Source organism: Singulisphaera chitinilytica, from assembly GCF_049331405.1.
GTDB lineage: Bacteria > Planctomycetota > Planctomycetia > Isosphaerales > Isosphaeraceae > PoT.
In genome coordinates, this window is sequence record NZ_CP186274.1 from 4,239,007 (window position 1) to 4,255,847 (window position 16,841).

Consider the following 16,841-nt stretch of genomic DNA (forward strand, 5'->3'; position numbering starts at 1 on the left):
CTCGACGCGTGGCCTTTCGAACCGGCAGCACCTCGGCTCTGTGCCTCCGGAGACTTTACAAACGAGTCTCCAGCAAAGGTTTAATCGTCGCGGCGACGACCGTGCCGTGAGGCCGTTTTTCATCGAGTGGGACATAGGCCGTCTTCTCGTCGACGATCCGGACGCGTTTCGGGTTCCGGTCGGAGAGGAGCTTGATCCGCTTCGAGTTCCGATAGGTGAGGACGGCGTATTCGTCTTCGACGTGGATCCGCTCGAGCTGCCAGCGCTCGGCCAGGATCCGCAGTTCCGCCTCGGTTAGCATGTTGATTGCCGGATTCGGGAGGGCCCCGAAGCGATCGATCAATTCCTGTCGAAAGTCGGCCAGCCGGTCCATCCTCCTGAGCCGGCCCAGTCGGCGATACAGCTCGACCTTGACGCGAGGCCCAGGCACATAATCCTTCGGCAGATACGCACGCCAGGAGAGCTCGATCGAGCAGTCGAACATCGGCCGGGTCGGCTTTTTGGTCAGGGCCCGGACGGCCGTCTCGAGGAGCGAGCAATAAAGCTCGTACCCGACGCTCTCGATGTGCCCCGACTGCTCGGCCCCCAGGATATTGCCCGCACCTCGGATTTCGAGGTCACGCAAGGCGATTTTGAAGCCGGCTCCGAGCTCGGTGAATTCCTCGATGGCCTTGAGACGCTTGACGGCGTTCGGGGTCACCGGCCTGTCCGACTCGAGGAGCAGATAAGCGTATGCTCGATGCTTGTAACGCCCGACGCGACCTCGAAGCTGGTGCAGGTCGGACAGGCCATACTTGTCGGCCTCGTTGATGAAGATCGTGTTGACGTTGGGGATGTCCAGGCCCGACTCGATAATCGTCGTGGCAACGAGGATGTCGTAGTCGCGCCTGATGAACGAGAGCATCGTCTTCTCGAGGGCCTCGCCCCCCATCTGCCCGTGGGCAAACGTGATGCGTGCTTCTGGGACGATCGCCTGGATCTTGTCCACGATGTTCTGGATGTCATGCACGCGGTTATGCACGAAGTAGACCTGGCCGTCGCGGTTCAGTTCGCGATGGATGGCGCGCTTGACGGTCTCTGCGTCGAAGCGGAGGATCCGGGTCTCGATGGCCTTGCGGTCTGGGGGCGGCGTCTCGAGGTTCGAGATGTCGCGGATGCCGAGGAGGCTCATGTGGAGCGTCCTCGGAATCGGGGTCGCCGAAAGCGTGAGGACATCGACGGTCGAGCGGAGCGACTTGAGCCATTCCTTATCCTCGACGCCGAACCGCTGTTCCTCGTCGATGACGACTAGGCCGAGGTCCTTGAAGCTGACGTCCTTCTGCACGATCCGATGCGTGCCAATCAGGACGTCAACCGTCCCGGCTGCCGTCCGCTTCAAAACTTCGCGGACCTCCGACTTGGGCCGGAACCGATTCACGACCTCGACGGCGAAGGGGAACTCGGCCATCCGCCCTGTGAAGCTGCGATGGTGCTGCTCGGCCAGGATCGTCGTCGGCACGAGCACGGCGACCTGCTTGCCCGCGTCGATCGCCTTGAATGTCGCGCGGATAGCCACTTCGGTTTTGCCGTAGCCGACGTCGCCGCAGATCAGGCGGTCCATCGGCTTGGACTTCGCCATGTCTTCCTTGATGGCGTCGATGGCCGAGAGCTGGTCGGGCGTCTCCTGGTAAGGAAATGCGGCCTCGAACTCGGCCATCCAGTGGCTATCCTCGGCCGGATACGAGATCCCTTCGCGGCTCTCGCGGGCGGCCTGGATGTCGATGAGTTCGGCCGCGAGGTCGACCACCGCGTCGGCTACTCGCTTCTTGCGCTTCTCCCAGGAGGAGGAGCCGATCTTGGAGAGAGGGGGCTCCCCCTTGCCGCCGCCGACGTACTTCTGAACGAGGTCGATCTTCGCGATCGGCACGAACATCTTCGTGCCTTCGGCGAACTCGAGCAGCAGGGTTTCCTCGCTATGCTCGCTCGTCTTGTCGACCATCTGGAGACCGCGATACCGGGCGATCCCGTGGTTGACGTGAACGACGAGGTCCCCTTCGTTGAGGTCGAGGAAGCTGTCGATCGCCCGGCTCTCATACCGCCGACGGGTCGTCGGGCGTCGGATGTCGGCGCGGGCGAAGAGCTCGTTATCGCCGATGACGAGCGTCCCGGCGTCGATCATGTGGAACCCGGCGCGGATCCGACCGACCGTCAATTGGAGCCGGCCCGTCTGGGCGATCGCCGTGTCGGCGAAGACTTCCTTGAGCCGCTCAGCCTCGGCCGAGTTGTGGCAGGCGATGAGGACCTGGTCTCCCGCGGAGGCGCCGTCGAGCTCGGCCTTCACCTTGGAGAGCTCGCCCGAGAAGCGCTCGACGCTCTCGATTCGGAGATGGCAGGTCGCCTCGAGCGAATCCGACGAGAGCGTGGCCACGGTGATCGAGGGCTTGCGGAAGAGCTTGGCCAGCGTGCTCTCGACAGTGTACAGGCCCCGGGGATCCTCCGAGCGGCCGAGGTAGTGGCGGCCCTCCTCTTTGAGGTCGCTCGGTTCAAGCAGCGCGACCCAGGTCCCTTCCGGAAAGATGTCGGCGACGTGCCCAAGGCTCGTAAGGTCGTCGCCGTCGTATTTGGGCGAGGCCGTGAGCATGACCGAGTCCCAGCGGCCGAGCGAGCGCTGTGTTTCCGGGTCGAAGGGACGGATCGATTCGACGTCATCGCCGAAGAACTCAATGCGGACCGGCTCGGTCGAATCGGCCGGGAAGACGTCGAGGATGCCGCCGCGGAGGCTGAATTCTCCGGGGACCTCCACAACTTCGGCACGCGCCAGGCCCCGATCCACCAGCCAGGAGGTGATCTCCTCGATGGGGATCACGTCGCCCACCCGGATCGTCCGCGAGGCCTTTTCCAGGGCCTCGAGCGTCGGAACCGGCTGGAGCAGTGCCTGGAACGGGGCGATCACGAAGCGTGGGGGCGACTCCGAGGCGAGCCGCTTCACGTTCCGGAGGCGCCGGCCGAAGGTCTCGTCGCCGGCATCGGCCTCGCGAGGGAGCCGCTCCCACGCCGGCAGGACCTCGGGCATGACGCCGGAGAAGGTCGCCACATCGTCGCGGAAGTCGTCGACATCCCCCACGTGCGCAAGCACGATCACTAAAGTCTGAGGAGCGTGCAGTCCGAGCGCGGCGGAGACGAGCGGCGCAGCCGAGCCCCATGCGCCATCGATCGTGCCGCTCTGGCCGTTCTTGAGCGCGGCGAGCAGTTCCGGGAACCCGGAGGTCCGCTGGATCTGGCGAGTCAGATCCTTGAGTTCTCGGACCGTGCCCGGAGCCTTTGAGGAGACCTTGCTCATGGGATTGAAAGGATACGGAGCCTACGAAGGATCGCCGAGTGCCGCCAAAGGTTCGCCTGGAACAGCCGTGCTACCGCAGCATTGATGCCGAGGGTGTTACTCCCGAGCGGATCAATTGTAGGGATCGCGTCGAGGATCGACTACTGTGCGCGTCGGTCGTCTGCTGGAGACGGGAGGCGGCGGGACACCGTGGGCCGGTTCGATGCGGGAGGTCGAGAGTCGTTCGATGACGAAGAAAAGATCCGCCAATTCGCAAGGAGACTCGAGGCAGGCCGACGCCCCTCGACTTCGCGCCTCACGGACCATCGCCCGATCGGCGAACCCCAGGAGCGTGATGACAGAAGACAGGGGAGACTGTCGACTCAGTGTCTCGAGCCAATCCCTCTCGAGGACGGGGACATCCCAGACCACCACGCCCCCCGGGCTTACCTCCGTCCAGCCGGCCACGCCCCTCGCGCGATACCCGGCGATCACGCAGGCCGTGGCCAGGGTCTGACGGAGCTCGAAGTCGCTGCTCACGACCTGAATCTGCGCACGATTCGGCGACGAGGCCAACGACTCCCCCCTGCCCGTTCGTTCCGCGAGATGCCTTAGGATCGTGTCGCGGGCGGTGGCCTCGGGCAGGACGACATCGACGAACTCGGAGCAACGCTCGAGATCGGCATAACGCGCATACGGGCTGACGCACAGTATGATGCCCGGCCTGGGGTCTCGCTTGTTGCGGAGATTGTTGAGCCGCTCGACGTCTCGGGGCGTCAAGGTTGCTCGATGCAGCACGAGCAGGCTCGGCAGGGCGTCGCCGAGAGCGTTAACTGCCTCGAGCCAGTCATCCTGCGCCGGAATGCGGGTGACGTCCTGGGGCAAGGCGTCGGCGAGGTTCGCGACCCAGGGGTCATCCAGGTCACCCACGAACCAGATCGCGTGTTCGAGGGCGTTCATGGTGGAAGCCTCCCTGCAAGCTCCCCGGCCGACGTTTTCGCCCGGGTCGACCCTCGTCCTGGAGTCTCAAGGCCGGGACTCTACCAGAATGCCCCGAATCGGGCAATCGCGTCCGGTGAGGACGGCCAATGTGTAATCTTGGCTCGAATCGGCCTGATTTTTCAACCTCGAGAATGAAACCGACCGCTCCACCCCCAACTCCAAGCACTCGGCATCGAGTGATCGGTGTGGGGATGAAGCGGTCCTCGAGTCGAATCACTTGGCAACTCGTTTGGAGGCGATTCGGAGAGTTATTTCTCGGGGGTTTCCTTCTTGTCGAGCGCCTTCTGGAGCTTCTCGACAACCTGACGGAGTTCGTGCAATTCCTTGACGACGTCGGCAAGTTGCTTATCGTTAGCGAGATTGGCCTGCGTGGCAGATCGTAACAAGGAGCCCGTCACGAACGAATTTGCCGGATTCGTTTCGGTCGGACGAATCATGCGGATGACCGGGGGCTGACGATTGAGGGTAAACCGCACGTTCGCCGTCACATTGGGACGAGGCACAGGTGTGATTTCCAGGGTCTGGACCTTGCCTTCCCGCAGGATCTTGACCGGCATGGCCTTTCCCTTCGAGTCCTGGATCTTGGCAACGAGCGCCTCGCGATCTTTCAGGTTCTGGTCGCTGATCGAGACCATGATATCGAAGGTCTTCAGCCCCGCCTTGGCGGCCGGGCTCTCGGGCTCAACCGTCCGGACGACGAGCCCGCCGTCGGATTCCAGGTTGAGTTGCGACCTCAGGGTCGCGTCGACCGGCTCGCTGGTCACTCCGATGAAGAAGTTCTGGGCGTCACTGGGTACGGCCCCCAACGTGACCTTGAGCACCGGCCTGGCCTGAAGCTGAATCGTCTTGCCGGCTCGAAGGATCCGGAGCGTCACGTCCTTCTCTCCCGCGGCCTTCAGCTGCTCGGACAAGTCGGAAGGCTTGGCGAGCGGCTTGCCATCGAGGGTGAGCAGCAGGTCATTGCTGGCCAGACCAACCTGGGCAGCCGGGCTCCCGGGAGCGACTGACGCGACGCTCAAACCCTGCCCTTCTTGCAGCCCAAGTTGACTGCGAACGGCTCCATCCACCATTTGCAATTCCAGTCCCGAATCATTGATCTCGCCGGGGGTGGAGATGCCGAACACCTTGCCGGCCATGTCATAGAACTGGAACTGGGGCTGCGTCTCCAGCCGGATTGACGCGGGAACTTCCTCGATATTCACGGTGCCAGGAACCTGCGGCTCGACCTTCACGGCATCGGCAACCACCGTGATGGTCTCCCTCACCTCGGACTTCGTCTTCTCCGGTTCTCCCCCCTGGGCAAAACCGGGCAGGCCGACGAATCCGATCATGACCAAACGAGCGGCGACACGAACGCGCTTCATCCGAGATCTCCTGTTGAGGGGAACCTTATCAGATAACTCAAACCGCAAAATCCGCGACACATCGACGACGCAAGGAAACGTTTGCGGTGCCATGCTCGGAGCGCACCTCGACCTACACCGGCCCTCGCCGCATCCCCCGTGGAGCGTGAGGTCGGTCATTTGCAGCGAAACGATCGGTGCCCGCGAAACGGCAACGCTTTACGGAACTGATTGAACATACGAAGATTTAATTGGGCGGACGTTGAACACCCCGCATGTTTCCGCCCGATCGCATGGATCACGTCCCGACGAAGCCTGGAAGGTTTCACGCATTCATGAGAACTTCCGATCCCATCGCCGATCTCCACGAAAGGTGCCTGTCGGGCTAAAGGCTATTGTCGCCCACGTAGCGAACCTGGAACTCGTCGACGGGTACATGAACTCTCTGCCCATCGCCGAGGGGCATTGTCAGGACCGCTTCGTGCTGCTCCACCTCATAGCCGCGCCTCTGCAACTGACGGAGGACATGCTCGGGCACAGGATTGGGTATGGTGGCGAGCCACTTGGGGTCGACTTCGACACGATCAGGAGCAACGTCTTCCACGCCCGTTTTCAGGACGGCCGGCTTCGGGGCGGACTCGCCTCGCGATGGATTCGAGGTGAGACTCGAATGCACTTCCTGCATCACCACCGGGACGGAGGCCGAGGGTGTTCTCTCGCCCCCCATCCTCCCCATTGCAAATGCAAGGAAGAGGCAGGCCGCAAGGGCAACCGTGCGAAGCAAGGCTGCGGCCTGCGTCGGCAGTTTCAATATGCGGGGCGGCCGCGAGGTCTGAATTTCCTCAGGGGTTTCCTCCCAGGGATGCGTGTCGAAACTCGAAGAGGCCACCGAGGGCTGCATGGCGGACCGCCAGGCTTGCGCCTCGAGAAATGCGAGGGCGCAGCGTCTCCAGCCATCCGGAGAGGCGTCTAGCGTCTTCAGGAGCTCGGCCCGCTCCGCGGGAGAAAGCTCGCCGTCGACGAGCCTGTCGATCCAGCGGTCATCCGGCGTGATTGGTTCGTGAAACGATGCGTTCATGTCAAGACCTCGCGATCCTCGATCGCGGCCAGGGCGGTCCGGAGCCGGCCTCGGGCCCGGTGGAGCCGGGCTTCGACGGTGCTCACGTTGGTCCCCAGGTGCTCGGCGAGTTGGCGGTACGACCAGTCTTCGGAATACTTGAGCATCAGGATTTCCGCATCCCTCGGCGAGAGACGGCCCAGCGCATCGCGCACGTGTCGCAACCTCTCGTCGTGGAGCAGCCAGTCCAGCGGATCCCGCGTCGGGCTGGTGCCCGTCCGGTTCGTGATGCGGAGCGTAAATCGGTCGACGAGCTTGCTCTGCCTGCCCCGGTGACGCCGATAGAGCAACGCCTTCCGGACGGCCAGGCGATGGAGCCACGCTGCTACCTTGGCCACGTCCGTCAGTGGCGCCCTCTGCTCGACGGCCGCCAGCGCGACCTCTTGCATCACTTCGTCGACCGCCTGACGCTCGCCCAGGCGAGCCCCGACGGTGATCCGAAGCCAGCGATCATGTTTGGCCAGCGTGGTCGCCCAGTCGATCGGCACTCCCACGGCACTATCCTCAGTGTCTACGGCCTTGGCTTCATTCATGGCGAAAGGATAGTTACCGCCATCCCCCAAACCTTGCGATAGCTTCGTTGGGAAATCTAGGGACTTCCAACTTTCGCCGTCGAGCGTTGAGCAGACTTTCGGCATCGGAACAATTGCGAACAATTCGTCGCAAGCGATGTCAACAGAAGTGGATAGGTCCGATTCGGAACCTTTTGCGACACGGCGGGATTTCCATACGCGTTGCATGGCCGATCAAAGTCGAAGAATGCCTGGAATCCCGCATGAGAATTCCAGGCATTCATCGACTGGATTCATACGTATTCAGGCCCAACTCTCAGATCGAGCCAATTCTCCGCGGCAGTTTTCCAAGGCGGTCCATCGAGCCAGAGCGATCTTCGAGCATGCGGAGGCGAACGGACGGGTCGGATTTCAGACCTTTGCCGCAACGATAGATCCCGACCTCGCCCAAGATCTCGTGCGGCGCCTGGGTATAGGTGGAACGCTGATCGATGGCCCTGCGATAGAGAGGGCCGAAGTGGTCGAGACAGGAGAGGGCGTAGGTCTTCAACTCGCTGAAGCGGCCGTCGCTCCATCGAGCCGCGATCTTGTAGATCGCCGCCTTATCGCATCCGGGGCAACTGCAAGGGATCGTTCGCGTCTCCATCGGAGGCTACTCCGGCGCATCGTTCTCTCGCCCTCGATGATGACCGAAGTCTTTCAGGACTACCAGTGCGTCGTTCGAAACGAACAGGCCCCGCCCGCGGCCCTCGTTTCGAGGGGCCGCCGACAGGGCCGTCGTGAAAGCTCGGGCTTTCTTGGTCGAACTCAGCGAGCGACGGGCGCGGCCGGGGCGGCGGCAAGGCGGCCCTTCGCGGCCTTCTTGGAGGCCGAGTAGCCCGGGGCGGGCTGGGCCTTCAGGGTCACGGTGAAGCCGAAGTCGTCGTGCGAGTCGCCGGCGAACGGGTCGTGCTCGCGTTCCCAGGCGTCGAGAGCTTCGCTCTCGGGCACGAAGATCGCCGTCGAGTGGGCATCGAGGAGGCCGGCGGCCGTCGTCTCGATCTGGAAGTCGGCCTGGATGACGTAGCGACCGAGCGGCAGCGGGGCGCTGGTGCTCGGGGCCTGCGGCTCGGAGTACTTGTATCCTTGCGCTCCGCTGACCGAGTACGAGGGATACGAGACCGACAGCGGGGCCGCCGTCCAGCCGACGGGAGCTATGGTCGCGCTCGCCAGGCGGAGGGTGGCCGAGGCCTTGTGCTTGCTGCGGATGATGCCGTTCAGGGCGCTCTCCAGGGTTAGGACCACCTGGCTGACCGACGGGTCGGAGCAGGTGATGTCGAACTCCTGGACGACCTGGATCTGGTAGACGGCGCTCGAGGTGGTTCCGAGGAAGACGTTCGCGCCGGCAGCACCCGTGACGACCGTCTTGAGGGTGTTGGCTTCGGTGGTGATTTCGGCCTTGCCGTCCTCAGCCTTGGCGTCGCCCTGGGTGCCCGGGGCGATCGACTCATTCTTCCCGCCCAGCGTGAATTCAAACGTGGGAGGAGGAACAATCTGGCCGGTCGCCTGGCCGGCGGGCGCCGGCGCGGCCTCACCGGCGGGGGCCGGGACCGGGACCGGGACGGCCGGGGTGGGGGTCAGCGTGGGGACCGGCGGCGGGACCTCGGCTCCGGGCGGAGGAACCGTGGGGGCGGCCGGCGGGACCGTCGGGGCCGGGGGCGGCTCTTCCGCGGTCGGGGCCGTCGGGTTCGGGGGAGCCGGGGCTTCCGCGGCGGCGGGGACGGTCGGCGGGGGCGGCGGTGCGTCGGCGGGGTCCTGGGCCAAGCCTAGCCATCCTAGCACGAGCAAAGCACTGAACGTCATCTCCGATTCTCCTCGATAGGGATGCACTTCCGACCGGCTCGACCGGATCACCAACATCCGTGTCTCGTTACGGTTCGAGCCCTGGGTTGCGCGGCGAGCTGCTACGGTGAGAGAACATGAAGCGACACCGACGATATGCGTCGATGAAGCATTCATGTTGGAGAGCGACTCTTCTATCGACCTGCGAGAACCGGAAACGACAAGAAATTGCGAGAAACCCCCAAATTGCCTCCTCGCCGCAATAACTCCAAATAATCAGTAAAATCCGCATCTTCTGCGCAAACCGGATGGCAGGATCGAGCCTTCAGTACGGAAGAGCTTCTCTAATCAGGCGGATTCGACTATCGGTCTGTGATTTGTGTCCATTGCAGACGGCTCGAGACTTGACACTTCATTCAGCCGAAGCGTGAAGACACTCCCGACGCCGAGTTGGCTCGAGACCGATAAGGCCCCGCCGAACGTCTCGGCGATGCTCGCCGCGAGCGCTAGACCTAAGCCGACGCCGCTCTGCCCGTTGCGGCGAGCCTCCTCGCTCCGATAGAAGGGCTCGAACACGCGTTTCACCTCATCCGATGAGAGCCCGAAGCCGAGGTCCTCGACGCTCAGGACGGCCGCCTTCACGTCCCTGGAAACCCGGACAGTGATCGGAGTGCCTGCGCGACTATATTTACAAGCGTTGTCGAGCAGATTATCGAGCAGCTGGGCCAGTAGCGGCAAATAGGCCTCGACCACGATCGGGGGCTCCGCCTTGATCTCGCAATGGACGTCCGATGACCTGGGGTTCTGCGTCCATTGGCCAAGGAAGTTCGGCACCCATTCCGCCAGCTCCACGGCCTGCGACTTGGGTCTCGAACCGTCGGGGTCTGCAAGGAAGAGCAAGGACTCGATGATCTGCCTGAGCCGTCCCCCTTCGGCGTAGACGAGGTTGAGCACACGTCGATATTCCTCGGGGGAACGATCGCGGCGACGCACGACCTGAACCTGACCAAGGAGCGCGGTGAGCGGGGTCCGGAGCTGGTGTGAGGCATTGGCGGCGAACTGCTTCTGCTGCTCATAGGCCGTGCGCAACCGCGCGAAGGCCTCGTTCAGCCGCTCGAGGAGGTCGTTGAAGGCCCTGCCCAGTTCGTCCAGCTCATCGCCCGTTCCCGGCGAAGGGAGTTGCTGCCCCAGGTCGGCCGCGGTCATGGCCGTCGCCGCCTTCGCCATGCGATGGACCGGCGCGAGGGCTCGATGACAAAGCCAACGTCCCACCGTTGCCGCCGAGATCCAGAGGACTGACGAGAGGGCGATCAGTGTGAGCCCAAGCCGGTTGAGCGTGGCCTCCATCGGGGCCGGAGACGAGCCGACCACCAGTTCGAGCGTGGGGTACTGGACCTCGAAGCCGGGCTCGTCGTCGGGATGGCCTCGACCTTGCCTCAGGAGTTCCTGGAGCTGGAGCCGACGCGCCGCCAGACGCCAGCCGGTGCGGGCGTCGAATACCGTCGCATCGAGGGGACGGCTCCTGGGCCACTCCCTGGGGCTCCAGTCCAGCGGGAAGGTGCTGGATTGGCTGTTCGCCGAGCGATCGACCAGGACGCCCCGACCGTCCCGCACGGCCCATCGGATCGCGTCGATCGCGGGGTCAGCCCCGACCGTCATGCGACGATCCATCGGCTCCCATTCGAGCCCCCCCGGCTCGATGTCGACCGAGGCCGCCAGCGTGTCGAGGGCCAACTCCAACCGCTCATCATTCTGCTTGTTCAGATACGTCTTCGCCAGGAAATATAACGAGCCCGCAAACCCTGATAGGACGATGGCGAGCGCGACTAGGAAGAAAGCCGAGAGCCGGGTGGCCAGGCTCATCGTCCCTCCCCCGGCTCTGATTCCGGCGGCGTCCCGAAGAGATATCCGCGGCCTCGAAACGTGTGGATCAGGCGAGGCCCGTGGGCCTCGAGCTTTCGTCTCAGCTCCATGACGTGGACGTCGAGTGTCTTCGAAGGGCCGTCCACGCCCCCGCCCCAGACGTGCTCGAAAATGCGGGTCCGGGACAGGACCCGCTCCGGGTTCCTGACGAAGAACGTGAGGAGCGCCAACTCCTTGGCGGTCAGGTCGAGAGGTTGGCCCTCGCGCTCGGCCCGCTGAGCAGGGACGTCGACGGCCACGTCGCGATACGAGAGGACGAGGCCGTTGGCATTGTCGCGTCGCCGGATCAGGGCCCGTACCCTGGCGAGCAACTCGTCGAAGTCATAAGGCTTGCACAGGTAATCATCCGCGCCGCTGTCGAGCCCTTGGACACGGTTCTGCACGTTGTCCCTGGCCGTGAGGAAGAGCACCGGGGTCTGGCGATCTCGCTCGCGGAATTTGCGAAGGAGCGAGAGCCCGTCCAGGCCCGGCAGCCACCAGTCGAGGAGCACGAGGTCCCAGCTCTCGGATCTGAGCGCGCTCCACGCGGCGACGCCGTCGGCGAGGTGCTCGACGTTGAAACCTTCCTCGCCGAGGCCTCTGACGAGGAAGTCGGCGATGTTCGCTTCGTCTTCGATGACGAGGATCCGGATACCCATGGAACGCCTCGCTCTCGGCCGCTCGCCGCGGACTGCGACGCCAACGGATCGGCCATCACTCGCAAATCCGGCTCCGACGCATCAGGGCCGGACCATCCTGAATATTCCCCACGCTCCCACATTGCAACCGTCAAAATGCGCTGACGGGAAGCCGGAATTTTCTCGGTAAACCGGAATTTACCCAGGACTTAACGACGCCTTACCTGTCACCAATAGAATGAGTCAAAGGGGACGAAAACAAGGCCAAAACTATCGCGATTTCGGACGCATCCGAGGAGGTCGAGCCTCATGTCTACCCAAGCCGAGACCCCTGCCAATAGGCCGGCAACGCCGCCGCGGACCTCGAAGAAATCATGGTGGCGCTGGTGGCATTCCGCCGCCCTCCTCGGTGCCCTCGGGTTCGGTGCGTGGGAGCTGCAACACCGACTCCGCGGCGAGGAGCCGCACAAGCCTGCCTCGGAACTCTCAAAAGGCAAGCCCTCGGCCCCCAAGGTCGACGTGGTACTCCCCAAGGCCGGCGGCATCGAGCGCAAGACCGTCCAGCCCGGCTCGGTCCACTCCTTCGAGTCGGTCGAGCTATACGCGATGGTGACCGGGTATTTGAAAACCCAGCAAGTCGACATCGGCTCGAGGGTGACCAAGGGGCAGGTCCTGGCCCAGATCGAAGCACCTCGCGAGGTCGCCGCGGTCGACGAGGCCAAGGCCCTGCTCGACCAGGCCAAGGTCCAGGCACGCCAGGCCGAGGCCAAGGTCAAGACGATGGAAGCCGATCGCGACACGGCGGCGGCCACGGTCGCCCAGGCCGAGGCCGACATCAGCAGGATCGCCGCCAAGCTCAGGCTGGCGGAAGCCCAGTACAACCGCGTCAACGCACTCTTCACACGTCAGGCCGTCGACAAGCGACTCGTGGACGAGCAGCGCCACGACTTCGACGCCGCCGAGGCCGGCGAGCGTAGTGCCCACCTCGCCGTGCTGACCGCCAAGGCCCAGCTCGCCGGGGCAAATGCCAAGGTCGAGCAGGCCCGGGTCGACGTGGACGAGGCCAAGGCGGCCGTCGAGGTGACGGAAGCACGGCTTGAGAAGGCTCGCGTTAACCTCAACTATGCCCAAATACTCGCGCCCTTCGACGGCGTCGTCACCCACCGCAGCTATCACCCCGGGGCCTTCATCCGCTCGGCGGCCGACGGCAATCACCCGGCCCTGCTCACGGTGGCCCGGACCGACCTGATGCGCATCGTCATCCGCGTCCCCGACCGCGACGTCGTCTTGACCGACCCCGGCGACCCCGTCACCCTGACCGTCGATGGCCTCGAAGGCCGCTCATTCGAGGGCAAGGTCTCCCGGATCGCCAGCTCGGAGGACTCGACGACGCGCACCATGCGAGTCGAGGTCGACCTGCCGAACCCGGATGGCCTGCTTCGCGAGGGGATGTATGGGCGGGCGACGATCGGGCTAACCCCCCCCTCGAAACGGCTGACCCTCCCGGTCGCCTGCGTCGTCGAGCGTCCCGAAAAGAAGCAAGGCGTGATCCAGGTTGTCCGCGAGGGCAAGGTCTCCCGCGTGAAGGTCGAGCTCGGGGCCGATAACGGCAACCTTGTGGAAGTCGCCTCGGAATTGAACGCCAAGGACGAGGTCGTCCTGCGGTCGAACGCCCCGCTCGAGGCGGGCATGGACGTCGTGATTCAGTCCACGCAATGAGCCGGCCTCGCTGACGATCTGTCCGCCTTCTCCCGCCATCATCCAGACCTCATGCACATACCCGCCCGAGGGCCGCACTCGAACCCGCCGGAGCCATTTCGCCCATGAACGGACTGATTCGGATCTCACTCAAAAATCCGATCGCCGTGACCGTGATGTCATTGGCGGTCGTCGTCCTCGGCACTCTCGCCGCCTACTCGATCCCGATCGACATCCTCCCCGTCTTCCGGAGCCCGGCGGTCCAGACGCTGGTCTTCTACGGGGGCATGCCGGCCGCAAGCATCGAGAAGAACATCACGGCCCGCCTCGAGCGCGGAGTGGTCCAGGCGACCGGCGGGCGTCGTCTCGAGTCGCGTTCGATCGTGGGCGTCAGCATCGTCCGCGACTATTTCCGAAGCAACATCGATCGCAGCGGTGCCTTGACCGAGGTGAACTCCCTGGCAGGCTGGGAGTATCCGACGATGCCCCCTGGTACCCTGCCCCCCGTCGTCCTACCTTATGATCCGACGAGCACGACTCCTGTCTGCCTCCTCGCCCTCGACAGCGATTCGCAAGGCGAGGCCGCCCTCTTCGATACGGGTCGATACGAGGTCCGTCCCCAGATCATGTCGCAGCCGGGGGCCATCGCACCGCTCGTCTACGGCGGCAAGGTCCGGGCGGTCATGCTCTACCTCGACCGGGTCAAGATGCAAGCTCGCCACCTGTCCCCCCAGGACGTGATGCGGGCCGTCGACGATTACAACGTCTTCCTCCCCACCGGGAGCGCGAAGTTCGGCAAGACCGACTTCGCCATCAATTCGAACTCGATGTTCGACGTCGTCGAGAACATGGCGCAGATCCCGCTCCGCAACGAGCACGGCAACGCCGCCTATCTGAATGACGTGGCCACCCCCAAGGATGCCAACTTCATCCAGACCAACGTCGTGCGGGTCAACGGCAAGCGACAGGTCTATGTCCCGGTCTTCCGCCAGCTCGGTGCCAGCACGCTCCAGGTGGTCGACACGCTCAAGTCGTCGCTCGAGACGATGAAGGCAAAGTTGACGCGAAGCGGGATCGACCTCAAGCTCGTCATGGACCAGTCGGTCTATGTGCGTCAGTCGATCGAAAGCCTGATCGAGGAAGGCGTGCTAGGGGCCGTGCTCTGCTCCCTCGTCATCCTCCTGTTCCTGGGCGAGTGGCGGATGACGGTCATCGCCGTACTCACGATCCCGATCGCGGTCCTGGCGGCCATGGTCGGGCTCTATGCCACGGGAAACACGATCAACGTCATGACCCTCGCCGGCCTCTCGCTGGCGATCGGGCCTTTGGTCGACTCGGCGATCATCTGCCTTGAGAACACGCACCGGCACCTCGGCCTCGGAGCCAGCCCCGACGACGCGGCATACCTCGGCGCGAGCGAGGTGGCGATGCCGGAGCTGGTTGCCAGCCTGTGTACACTGCTCGTGCTGGCGCCGCTGGCCCTCATGCCCGGCCTGGGCGAGTTCCTCTACCGGCCGATGGCCACGGCCGTCGCCCTGGCGATGGGTTCCGCCTACATGCTCTCGAGGACGCTTGTGCCATCGCGCTCCTCGCGATGGCTCAGGCCCCACGCCTCGCACGACTCGGGCCACGGGGCCCACGACGGGGAAACCGAGCATTCCGAGGAGCATGCCCACGAACCCGAGACGCGGAAGGCCGCTTGGAAGGGCCTTTTCTCGGCGGCGTTCGCCCGCTGGGAAGGTCTGATTGAGACCGGCATCCGGTGGTACGTTCGGCAGCTCAATCGGGTGATGCAGTTCCGGCTCCTCACGGTGCTCGGGGCCGTCGTCATGCTCGTCGCCGTCCTCGGGCTCCTGGGCAGTCAGCTCCGCCGCGAGTTCTTCCCCGAGGTCGACGCCGGGGCCTTCGAAATCTACGCCAGGGCCGCCAGCGGCAACCGGATCGAGGAGACGGAGAAGCGGATCGAGGAGGTGGAGAAGTACGTCCGGGAGAAGGTCGGCAAGGATGTGCAGATCATCATCTCCGAGCTAGGTGTGGTCGCCGACCTCTCGGCCGCTTACACGCCCAACGCCGGCCCGATGGACGCGGTCATCAAGGTGCAACTCGCGGAGGAGCGGCACCACTCGGCCCAGGAATACGTCCACATGCTGCGGACCGGATTCGCCAAGGACGCGGCCTTCTCCGACCTCGAGTTCGCGTTCGACGCCGGCGGCATGATCCGCTCGGCCATGAACGAGGGTAAGTCCTCCCCGATCAACGTCCGGATCTCGGGCAAGAACATGCCCCAGGCCCGCCGCGTCGCCGAGGGCATTCAGCGCAGGGTCAAGGAGATCGACGGCGTGGTCGATGCCCGCATCATCCAGCGGCTCGACTATCCCGAGTTCATCATCAACGTGGATCGGGCCAAAGTTGCGGACCTCGGCCTGAACCAGGCGGAGGTGATGAAGAACGTGGTCGCCGCGCTCAACTCGAGCATCCAGTATCACAAGAAGAACTTCTGGATCGACCCCGTCAGCAAGAATCAGTATTTCGTCGGCGTCCAGTACAACGAGGCGGATATCCACTCGATCGAGACCCTCCTCGACGTCCCCATCACCAGCCCCAAGCAGGCGGAGCCGATCCCCTTGCGTAACATCGCCACGCTGGAACGGGGGACCGTGCCGACCGAGATCACCCACACGAACCTGCAGTCGACCATCGACCTGACCATGGGCGTTTATGGGCGTGACCTCGGCCACGTCGCCGACGACGTGAACAAGGTGGTGGCCGAGTTCGGCGTTGACCAGGGGAACGGCACCTGGATCCCTTACGACCCGGCCGACCAGTCGGAGCACCGCCAGACCCTCAAGGGGGCCTCGATCGAGCTGAGCGGCGAGTATTCCCGGATGCAGGAGACCTTCCAGAGCCTGGGAGTCGGGCTCATCCTGGCCACGATGCTCATCTACTTCTTGATGGCGGCTCTGTTCAAGTCGTACATGACCCCGCTCGTGATCCTCTTCGCCGTGCCGCTCGGCTTGATCGGCGTGGTGATCATGCTCTACCTGACGAACACGGCGATCAACGTGCAGTCGCTCCTGGGCGTGATCTTCATGGTGGGTATCGTGGTGTCGAACACGGTGCTCCTCGTCGACTTCGCCCAGAACTTGAGGAACCAGGAGCATCTCTCGCCCGACGCGGCGATTCGCAAGGCGGCCTCGATCCGAGTCCGCCCGGTCGTCATGACAGCGCTCGCCGCCTTCTTCGCCTTGATCCCGATGGCACTTGCGATGGGCCGAGGCAGCGAAGCCAATGGCCCGCTCGGCCGCTCCGTCATCGGCGGCATCCTCGCCGGCCTGGTGACGACCCTGTTCGTCGTCCCCTCGCTCTACTCACTCGTGGTGAAGGACGGCCCCGAGGCCCTGGAGAACGACCTCGCCGATCCTGCCGCCGTTTGACGCGTCGGCAGCGGGGTTTGAAACAGCAAGGCCCGGCCTTCTCAAGGATGAGAGGGCCGGGCCTTTTGCTTTGACA

Annotated in this window: 11 protein-coding genes; 2 read left to right on the top strand and 9 right to left on the bottom strand. The window is 64.2% G+C overall.

Annotation, left to right across the window (positions count from 1 at the left end; genetic code table 11):
* Window positions 1–55 precede the first annotated feature (55 nt).
* The 9 genes from mfd to ACOYYX_RS16980 all read right to left on the bottom strand — a co-directional run bounded on the left by mfd (window position 56) and on the right by ACOYYX_RS16980 (window position 11,654).
* Window positions 56–3,319 (bottom strand): transcription-repair coupling factor, encoded by a 3,264-nt coding sequence (gene mfd / locus ACOYYX_RS16940; protein ID WP_422931093.1) that lies wholly within the window; start codon window positions 3,317–3,319, stop codon window positions 56–58.
* A gap of 111 nt (window positions 3,320–3,430) precedes the next feature.
* Window positions 3,431–4,258, bottom strand: a complete 828-nt coding sequence (locus ACOYYX_RS16945; protein WP_422931094.1) for a hypothetical protein — start codon at window positions 4,256–4,258, stop codon at window positions 3,431–3,433.
* 290 nt (window positions 4,259–4,548) lie between these two features.
* Window positions 4,549–5,664 (bottom strand): PDZ domain-containing protein, encoded by a 1,116-nt coding sequence (locus ACOYYX_RS16950; protein ID WP_422931095.1) that lies wholly within the window; start codon window positions 5,662–5,664, stop codon window positions 4,549–4,551.
* Between the two features lie 364 nt (window positions 5,665–6,028).
* Window positions 6,029–6,721, bottom strand: a complete 693-nt coding sequence (locus ACOYYX_RS16955; RefSeq protein ID WP_422931096.1) for a hypothetical protein — start codon at window positions 6,719–6,721, stop codon at window positions 6,029–6,031.
* Window positions 6,718–7,254 carry an RNA polymerase sigma factor gene (locus tag ACOYYX_RS16960; RefSeq protein WP_422931097.1) on the bottom strand — a complete coding sequence of 179 codons (537 nt, stop codon included), beginning with the start codon at window positions 7,252–7,254 and terminating at the stop codon, window positions 6,718–6,720. The genes ACOYYX_RS16955 and ACOYYX_RS16960 overlap by 4 nt, the downstream gene beginning before the upstream one ends.
* A 334-nt stretch (window positions 7,255–7,588) precedes the next feature.
* Complete coding sequence (locus ACOYYX_RS16965; protein ID WP_422931098.1) at window positions 7,589–7,918, bottom strand: hypothetical protein; 330 nt, start codon at window positions 7,916–7,918, stop codon at window positions 7,589–7,591.
* Between the two features lie 161 nt (window positions 7,919–8,079).
* Window positions 8,080–9,114 (bottom strand): hypothetical protein, encoded by a 1,035-nt coding sequence (locus tag ACOYYX_RS16970; protein WP_422931099.1) that lies wholly within the window; start codon window positions 9,112–9,114, stop codon window positions 8,080–8,082.
* Between the two features lie 327 nt (window positions 9,115–9,441).
* Window positions 9,442–10,956 carry an ATP-binding protein gene (locus ACOYYX_RS16975; RefSeq protein WP_422931100.1) on the bottom strand — a complete coding sequence of 505 codons (1,515 nt, stop codon included), beginning with the start codon at window positions 10,954–10,956 and terminating at the stop codon, window positions 9,442–9,444.
* Window positions 10,953–11,654, bottom strand: a complete 702-nt coding sequence (locus tag ACOYYX_RS16980; protein ID WP_422931101.1) for a response regulator transcription factor — start codon at window positions 11,652–11,654, stop codon at window positions 10,953–10,955. The genes ACOYYX_RS16975 and ACOYYX_RS16980 overlap by 4 nt, the downstream gene beginning before the upstream one ends.
* Before the next feature lie 288 nt (window positions 11,655–11,942).
* On the opposite strand from ACOYYX_RS16980, the gene ACOYYX_RS16985 reads away from it, so the two are divergent.
* Window positions 11,943–13,352, top strand: coding sequence for an efflux RND transporter periplasmic adaptor subunit (locus ACOYYX_RS16985; RefSeq protein WP_422931102.1), 1,410 nt, complete (start codon window positions 11,943–11,945; stop codon window positions 13,350–13,352).
* 104 nt (window positions 13,353–13,456) lie between these two features.
* The gene (locus ACOYYX_RS16990) at window positions 13,457–16,765 is read left to right on the top strand and encodes an efflux RND transporter permease subunit (RefSeq protein WP_422931103.1); all 3,309 of its coding nucleotides are present in this window, start codon (window positions 13,457–13,459) and stop codon (window positions 16,763–16,765) included.
* The last annotated feature ends 76 nt before the right edge of the window (window positions 16,766–16,841 follow it).

What these genes read in the sequence shown, in the direction of transcription:
- mfd (WP_422931093.1), bottom strand. Translation starts at nt 3,319, where the DNA reads ATGAGCAAGGTCTCCTCAAAGGCTCCGGGCACGGTCCGAGAACTCAAG.
- ACOYYX_RS16945 (WP_422931094.1), bottom strand. Translation starts at nt 4,258, where the DNA reads ATGAACGCCCTCGAACACGCGATCTGGTTCGTGGGTGACCTGGATGAC.
- ACOYYX_RS16950 (WP_422931095.1), bottom strand. Translation starts at nt 5,664, where the DNA reads ATGAAGCGCGTTCGTGTCGCCGCTCGTTTGGTCATGATCGGATTCGTC.
- ACOYYX_RS16955 (WP_422931096.1), bottom strand. Translation starts at nt 6,721, where the DNA reads ATGAACGCATCGTTTCACGAACCAATCACGCCGGATGACCGCTGGATC.
- ACOYYX_RS16965 (WP_422931098.1), bottom strand. Translation starts at nt 7,918, where the DNA reads ATGGAGACGCGAACGATCCCTTGCAGTTGCCCCGGATGCGATAAGGCG.
- ACOYYX_RS16970 (WP_422931099.1), bottom strand. Translation starts at nt 9,114, where the DNA reads ATGACGTTCAGTGCTTTGCTCGTGCTAGGATGGCTAGGCTTGGCCCAG.
- ACOYYX_RS16975 (WP_422931100.1), bottom strand. Translation starts at nt 10,956, where the DNA reads ATGAGCCTGGCCACCCGGCTCTCGGCTTTCTTCCTAGTCGCGCTCGCC.
- ACOYYX_RS16980 (WP_422931101.1), bottom strand. Translation starts at nt 11,654, where the DNA reads ATGGGTATCCGGATCCTCGTCATCGAAGACGAAGCGAACATCGCCGAC.
- ACOYYX_RS16985 (WP_422931102.1), top strand. Translation starts at nt 11,943, where the DNA reads ATGTCTACCCAAGCCGAGACCCCTGCCAATAGGCCGGCAACGCCGCCG.
- ACOYYX_RS16990 (WP_422931103.1), top strand. Translation starts at nt 13,457, where the DNA reads ATGAACGGACTGATTCGGATCTCACTCAAAAATCCGATCGCCGTGACC.